The following is a 7,208-nucleotide window of genomic DNA, read 5'->3' as shown; positions in this document are numbered from 1 at the left end:
AAAAGCCATCCTTTTCCTTCTCTCTTTTCTCTAGGTAATTCCTCTCGCATGTAAAATCCTTCTGGCGGTTTCATGGGAAACAGGAACTTAGAAATCTCTAACCAATACCTTTATTGACATTTTACCCGTCTCTTTGCGTTCTATGTGTTTGAGTGTCTTATTATGGACTCCCTGATGAGCTCTGGAAGGGTTATATAAGCCTTCTATGCCATATTTATCAAATCTTTTAAGCCATTTGTAAACGGTAGGTCTTCCTGTATTAAAAATACGGGCTACATCTCTATAGAGTCTTCTTTCGCATTTTTACCATCTCAAAACGGATTTTTACCTTATCAAAGGGTTGCATATTTTTATAACCTCGTCCTATTGATAATAAAACATATATCCTCCTTTTTTGTTTGTCTTTAAAAGGAGGAGATTTATTTTAACAATCATTGCAACTCCTTAATTCTTCTAACCAACAATTGAGAACAATTTCGCTCATTTTTCTATAAATCTCATCCCTTTTTGTGCAAAATACCTTATATTCTTTCATAACTTCTAGGTTTATATTTAAATCTACCCTCTTTATCTCCAAAACCTCCACAAAGTGTCCACCTGCTTTGGATTTAACAGATAAGATTAGAAAAGCTCTTGACAAAGACCTATTTATTTGTATTATGAACAAAAAAGGAGGCAGATTTATGAAGAATTTTTTTGTTTTTATGGTATTGCTTAGCTTGTTTTTTGTTGTTTTACCGGTTTTAGCTCAAGAGGAGACTCAGGAGGCGCAAGAAGTATTAACTATAGAACAAGTGGTTATCTGCACTTCTATTGAGGATAGGAATCCGGTGGGTGCTGGAGTAGTTTTCAATTCTAACTTGGAAAAGCTCTACTGTTTTACTAAAGTGGTTGGAGCCAAAGACACTACCTCTATTACTCACGTTTGGTATTTTGGAGAGAATGAAGTTGCAAGGGTTAATCTTGCCGTAAGATCTTCCAGTTGGCGCACTTGGAGTTCTAAAACACTTGGGGGATGGATTGGTAAGGGAAGAGTAGAGGTTCTTAGTGAAACCGGAGAACTTTTAACCAAGGTAGAATTTGAAGTTCAGAAGGGATCAGAATCTTTAGGTGAAGCTCAGGAAGAAGAGGAAACTAAAGAAGTTCAAGAGGCCCCTATTGAGGAATCTACTCAGCCTACCACAGAATAAGAAATAAGATTTGTTTTATAAAAACTGCAGTTATTCAAATAACTGCAGTTTTTATTATAAAAAGTTTTGAAAAAGGATTAAGATAATCCTATGATGTTTCCTTCTTCATCTATATCAATTTTTTCTGCACCAGGATATTGAGGTAGTCCAGGCATAAGGAGAATATCACCTGTTATCGGAATTAAGAAACCTGCCCCCCTAGCTATCTGAATTTTTCTTACTGTGACAATAAAATCTTCGGGTCTACATAAAAGTTTGGGATTATCAGAAAGGGAACTGTGAGTTTTTGCAATACAAATTGGAAGATTTTCTAAACCTAATTTTTTAACAAGATTGAGATCTGATTCTCCTTCTTTTGTAAACTCTACAGCCTGAGCCCCATATATTTCTCTAGATACAATTTCTATTTTTCTTTTTATTGACGCCTCAAGAGGATATAGGGGTGTAAATTTTGTGTTGGGCGAAATCATATGAATGACTTTCTCACTTAGCTCCAAAGCACCTTCTCCGCCTTTTTCATAAGCTTCAACAGTGGAAATCTCTATTCCCTTTGAAGAAACAAAATTTTTTATGACTTCAATCTCTTCCTGGGTATCTCCTATGAATTTATTTATTGCTACTATTGCAGGGACGTTAAATTTCTTTATGTTTTCTAAGTGTTTCTCTAAGTTCGGCAAGCCATTTTCCACTGCTTTGGGATCGGGTTTATTAATTTCTCTTAAGTCTTTCCCTCCATGAGTTTTTAGAGCTCTTGTTGTTGCTACAAGAACTACTACCTTAGGAGATAGCCCTGATTTTCTTGCAACAATATCGAAGAATTTTTCTGCTCCAAGGTCAAAACCAAAACCTGTTTCAGTTACTACAAATTCGGAAAGTTTAAGAGCTAATTTCATTGATAAGACCGAGCAGGTCCCTTGAGCAATATTTGCAAAAGGCCCCCCATGGATGAAAGCTGGGGTTCCTTCTGTTGTTTGAACTAAATTAGGTTTTAGAGCATCTTTAAGTAGGGCGGTCACAGCACCTTCAATTTTTAGGTGTTTTAAATAAACAGGTTCCTCTTCATAGGTAAATCCTAATAAGATGTTGGAAACCATTTCTTTTAATTCTGAGTAATTTTCCGCAAGGCAAAGAATAGCCATTATTTCAGAAGAAGCAGTTATTTGGAAGAAAGACTCTCTTGGAACACCATGAGTTTTTCCGCCAAGACCTATTATAATACTTCTTAAAGCTCTATCATTCATATCAATTACTCTACACCATTGTGTTGTTCTTGGGTCAAGCCTTGGTTCTTTTCTGTAATAAATGTGATTATCTAAAACTGCAGCGATGAGATTGTGAGCACTTCCTACAGCGTGTAAATCTCCTGTAAAATGCATGTTTATTTCCTCCATAGGAAGAACCTGAGCGTAACCTCCTCCAGTTGCTCCACCTTTTTTACCAAATAAAGGTCCAAGAGATGGCTCTCTTAAAGTTACAATGGAAGATTTACCTAACTTGTTTAATCCAAGAGAAAGACCTATTGAAATTGTTGTTTTTCCTTCTCCTTGAGGTGTGGGAGTCATTGTGGAAACTAAGATTAAATTTCCTTCTTCTTTTCCTTCTAATTTTTTTATTACTTCTGTTTTAATCTTAGCTTTGTATTTTCCATATAATTCAATCTCTTCCTCAGTTAAACCTAATTTCTTAGCAATTTCAGTTATCTCTTTTAATTTTATAGACTTAGCTATTTTTAAACTATTATCCATAAATAACTCCTTTTGTATACCCTTGACTATCTTAAAATCTTCTTTATTTTAAAATCAAAAACTTCCTTATATTAAGCATAATTGAATATTATGCAAGTCTATTAAAGGAGGAAAAATTATGTATGATATAATTATTATTGGTGGTGGTATTATTGGAGGCTCTTCCCTATTTCATCTTCTTGAAAGAGGATTTAAGGGGAAGATTTTAGTTCTTGAGAGACTTAATGCTCTTGCTCAAGAATCAACCTCTCTTTGCGCTGGCGGAATGAGAAATATATGGACGACAGAGGTAAATATAAAGATGTGTTCATATTCTATAGAGCATTTCAAGAATTTTAAGAAAAATTTTGGGATTTCAATTGGTTTTAGACAAAATGGTTACCTTTTTACTTATTATGAAGAAAATTGGCAGAGCGTTGTAAATTTTAAACCCAATTGGGATAGATTAGGAGTGAATGTTGAACTTCTTTCTCCTTCTGAAATTAGAGAAATTGTTCCTGAATTTAGGCCAGGGGTAGAACATCTTTCTAAAGATATCCTAAATACGATTTCTGTTTATCCTATTGTTGGTGGTCTTTTTGGGAAGGATTGTGCGATATTTAATGCAACAGCTCCGGCTCAAGCTTATTTTGAATTAGCGAGAAGAAAATATCCTGAGCTTGTAGAAATAAGGTTAAATACAGAAGTTAAAAAAATTGTTTTTGATAAAGGAAAAGCTAAAGGAGTGATTATAAATAGTGGAGAGAAAATAAATTCTGGAGCTGTTCTTCTTGCAGCTGGAGCTTGGTCAAGAAAGATCTTAGATGACTCAGAAGTTCCTGGTGAACTATCAATTCCTGTTGTTCCTTTAAAGAGAGTTTTATATGTTATTTCTCCGCCAAAAAACGGAAGGGATTATAGTAATGTTCCTCTAACAATAATAGATAATGGAGTTTATTTTAGACCAGAAGGGGAAAACCTTATTACAGGTAGAGCGGATGAAAAACAACCTCCAGGTTTCGATAAGACTCCAAGTAAGGCTTATTATGAGAAACTCATAAACCTCTATCTCCAGGTTAGGTTCCCTGGAGCCGAGTATTGTAGAATAAAAAATATGTGGGGAGGGCTGTATTCTTTTAATATAGAAGACCATAATGCATTGATTGGGAGACATCCAGATTATGAGAATCTTTTTATATGCACAGGTTTTAGTGGACATGGAGCTATGGAAGCTCCAGCTGCGGGTCTTTCAATTGCCGAAATAATAATAGAAGGAGAGGCGAAAACCATCCCAGAGGTTAATTCTTTAAACATTCAAAGAATTAGGAATAAGAGACTTATAAAGGAAACGATAGTGCTCTAAACTCTTGACAATCTTTTTATTTTAAGTAATATTCTAATATGAAGGATATAGCTATAGAAGGAGATTTATCTTATTTCTCAATGAAAGAGATTTTATATCTCTTCTCGAGATTTAAGAAATCTGGAAGATTGATTATTAAAGGGGAAGGCAATATTTATATCTCGGATGGTAAAGTTTTACACGCAGAAATGGATAATAAAGAAGGAATAGAAGCTTTTTTTTCTCTTGGTTTAAAAAAAGAAGGGAAATTTGTATTTCAGCCTGATGAAAAGCCGTCTGTAAATACTATTTTTCAACCTCTTTCGGATTTGATAGATCAAATTGAAACAAGAGAAGCGCAGATAGAAGAGTTTAAAAAAGATTTACCTCCTCTTTCAATAATTCCTGAAAAGTCTTCGAAGGTTCCAGAGGGAGACAAGATTGCTTTAAAGAAAGATGAATGGAAAGTTTTGATTTTAGTTGACGGGAAAAGGAAACTTTCTGAGATTATTAAAATGAGTCCTCTATCTGAACTTGATACCTTGAAAGCTTTATCCTGGTTGTTTAAGGAGTCTCTATTATATGATCCAGAAGAAAGGAAAAGAGTTTTAGAGGAGGGGATAAAGAAGACTAATTTATTTTTGAAGACTTTTGGAGAAGGGCCTTGGGTTGGAGCAGTTAGAGAATTAATTAAGCAGTATGGTATAGAAGATTGTGTTTCCTTAGATGTAAAGAGTATGCAGGTTAATGAAAAGAAATTCTCATTAGATCTTGAAAAGACGAAGAAATTTTTTTCTGATGTTCTAACTTCTTTAGAAAAGAAAGCCACTGAGACACTTGGCAAATTACTTGTAAAGAAAAGGATGAAAGAGATAGAGAATGAATCCTGATTTATTGGATGAATTGATGGAACTTAGAGAAGTAAAAGGATTTGCTTTGGTTTCTTCAGAAGATGGTTCGATTTTAAAGACAGGAGGGATAACACCAGGGAATATAGACGATTTAGTCGCTTTTATAGGTTCTGCAGCTGAAATTATAGCTGAGACTTGTGAAACAGGAGGGATAGATTCAATTAAAGGGATAGGAAGAGAAAATATTGTGATTTTGCCTTTTAATGGGAATTATTTAGGAATTATATTGGAAGAGGATGTTAAGGATGAAAATATAGAGGATAAGGTTTCCCAGAAGTTAGTGTCTCTGAAAAAAGAAGCTGTTTCGGATATTGAAAGAGTTTTTGTGGAAAGGGCAAGGCAATTAAATATGCTAATTAAAGAATTTGTTAAAGAATCTGATCCAAAGATGTGGAGAGAATATATAGAAAGTGGATTAGAGGCTCTTTCTAAAGAGGGAAAATTGAAGGATTCTATTAAGTTGGAAGGAATGGAACTGAAGGTTGTTCGTGCGGATGGTCTTAGTAGAGAAGATATAAATAAGTTTATGAAATTGTTGCTTGATTATATTGTTAAAAAAGCTTTAAGTAGTTTTGGTAAAGATCAGACAAAAATGATTGTGCAGAAGGTTATAATGGAAATTAGCAAAAAGGCGAAAGAATGATAAATTTGAAGGAATTGAAAGATAATTTTAATTTAGAAGCTGTCTTTAGTTTAAATGAACCTAAAGAATTTGTAGGGAATCTTAAAGATGGAAAAGAGGTTATAGATAGAATTAATCTTGTTTTAACTCAAACTTTTGATGCCATTGGGGGGTTGCCTTTTAGGCAGTTAATTGTTAAAGGTAAAGAGAAGAAAGTAGTTATAATATATTTCAAAAATAATTTCATAGGGATTGTTGGAGAGAGAGATAAAAATATTGATAGTATTATGAAATATATTTATCAGTCTATAGGAGAGGCGGAAGCAAGAGAACCAAAGGTTGAGATAAAGAGAGAAAAAGTCAAAATTGAAGAGATAAAGGAGGAGGAAGAGATAGTAAAGCCAGTTCTGGAACCTAAAAAGTTAGAAGAAGTTATTGTTAAGAAAGAAGTTTTTAGCCCAAAAGTGATAGAATATATAGAAGAGATAGCAAGAAATTACCTTGGGGATTTTTCTTTAGACATTGTTTCTAATGTGATTGAAGATAGCGGAATAGATAGGAATAAACCAACAAGAGATGAGGTTTTAGGTATTGCTCAGGCACTTAGAGATGCGGCTTCTTTAATAATAGGTCCATCTAAAGCGAAAAAAATGAAGGGTGAAATTTTGAAAAAAATAGAGGAGGTAGAATGAATCTTTTTTTGTTAAATTTTTCTTCTTTACCAGAAGAGATTACAAGAATTGCTTCAATTAGTAGTTGGATAATGATTATTGCTGCTCTTTTTCTATGGATTACTTTTGTTCTTTTTGGAATAATTGCCAAAAGATATGAGATTGTTTTAAGGAAAAAAACAGAATGGCAATTTATTATCATTGCTCCTTCTGGTATTTTGATTTATGCTGTGTTACAACTAATTTCGGTTTTACAGGGTAATTTGAAGATGCCTATTAATTTTGGGAGAATTGCGTATTTACTTTTTTGTTTTTCTGGGATTTTGTCTTTGCTTGGAGCTTTTCGTTTTAGAAGGGTTATTAGCCCAAAAAGGGGAGGTTTTAGATGAGAGTTGATATTCCTTTTGAGATTTTATTTGCCTTTAGCATCTTCATCTTTACAATTTCTCTTTTTGTTTACGGTTTGATTATAAAGAGGCTTCTTCCTTTAATTGAGAAAAAGGGAATATGGATTTTGCCTGTGATAGGCTCTATTTTCTTGGTAATATCAGCTGTTATACATTTTTATAGGATATGGTATTTTGGGGGGGCTCTTACAGTTGCAGATCCGGCAGACCTTTTCCCTTTAATTAAGGGAATGTTAAGAGCCAATTCTGTGGAATCTTTTTCTACGCTTAGCTCTGCCCTCTTGACACTTTTAGGAATCACGGTATATTACAGGTGGATTTCAAAATAAATTAAAGCTTGA

At 33.9% G+C, this 7,208-nt stretch carries 8 protein-coding genes; 7 read left to right on the top strand and 1 reads right to left on the bottom strand.

Translation table 11 applies throughout. The features are described 5' to 3' along the window. Window positions 1-683: 683 nt before the first annotated feature. Entirely contained in the window at window positions 684-1,190 is a 507-nt protein-coding gene (locus tag ABIN61_06395; GenBank protein MEO0293832.1) for a DUF2914 domain-containing protein, read from the top strand. A gap of 77 nt (window positions 1,191-1,267) precedes the next feature. On the opposite strand, the gene ABIN61_06390 is transcribed toward ABIN61_06395, so the two are convergent. After that, window positions 1,268-2,935 carry a formate--tetrahydrofolate ligase gene (locus ABIN61_06390; GenBank protein MEO0293831.1) on the bottom strand — a complete coding sequence of 556 codons (1,668 nt, stop codon included), beginning with the start codon at window positions 2,933-2,935 and terminating at the stop codon, window positions 1,268-1,270. 118 nt (window positions 2,936-3,053) lie between these two features. Between ABIN61_06390 and ABIN61_06385 the strand changes: the two genes are divergently transcribed. From ABIN61_06385 to ABIN61_06360, 6 genes are read left to right on the top strand one after another with little or no spacing between them, the layout of a single operon-like run. After that, complete coding sequence (locus ABIN61_06385; protein MEO0293830.1) at window positions 3,054-4,277, top strand: FAD-binding oxidoreductase; 1,224 nt, start codon at window positions 3,054-3,056, stop codon at window positions 4,275-4,277. A 38-nt stretch (window positions 4,278-4,315) separates the two neighbouring features. Further along, the gene (locus ABIN61_06380) at window positions 4,316-5,146 is read left to right on the top strand and encodes a DUF4388 domain-containing protein (protein ID MEO0293829.1); all 831 of its coding nucleotides are present in this window, start codon (window positions 4,316-4,318) and stop codon (window positions 5,144-5,146) included. Then, window positions 5,136-5,810 (top strand): hypothetical protein, encoded by a 675-nt coding sequence (locus tag ABIN61_06375; protein MEO0293828.1) that lies wholly within the window; start codon window positions 5,136-5,138, stop codon window positions 5,808-5,810. The genes ABIN61_06380 and ABIN61_06375 overlap by 11 nt, the downstream gene beginning before the upstream one ends. After that, window positions 5,807-6,481 carry a hypothetical protein gene (locus ABIN61_06370; GenBank protein MEO0293827.1) on the top strand — a complete coding sequence of 225 codons (675 nt, stop codon included), beginning with the start codon at window positions 5,807-5,809 and terminating at the stop codon, window positions 6,479-6,481. Before ABIN61_06375 ends, ABIN61_06370 begins: the two co-directional genes overlap by 4 nt. Further along, window positions 6,478-6,849, top strand: a complete 372-nt coding sequence (locus ABIN61_06365) for a hypothetical protein (protein MEO0293826.1) — start codon at window positions 6,478-6,480, stop codon at window positions 6,847-6,849. The genes ABIN61_06370 and ABIN61_06365 overlap by 4 nt, the downstream gene beginning before the upstream one ends. Continuing rightward, window positions 6,846-7,196, top strand: a complete 351-nt coding sequence (locus ABIN61_06360; GenBank protein ID MEO0293825.1) for a hypothetical protein — start codon at window positions 6,846-6,848, stop codon at window positions 7,194-7,196. The genes ABIN61_06365 and ABIN61_06360 overlap by 4 nt, the downstream gene beginning before the upstream one ends. Window positions 7,197-7,208: the final 12 nt, after the last annotated feature.

This window comes from candidate division WOR-3 bacterium (genome assembly GCA_039804165.1).
In the GTDB taxonomy this organism is placed as follows: domain Bacteria; phylum Hydrothermota; class UBA3072; order UBA3072; family UBA3072; genus JAFGHJ01.
This window is presented reverse-complemented; position numbering and strand designations above follow the sequence as displayed.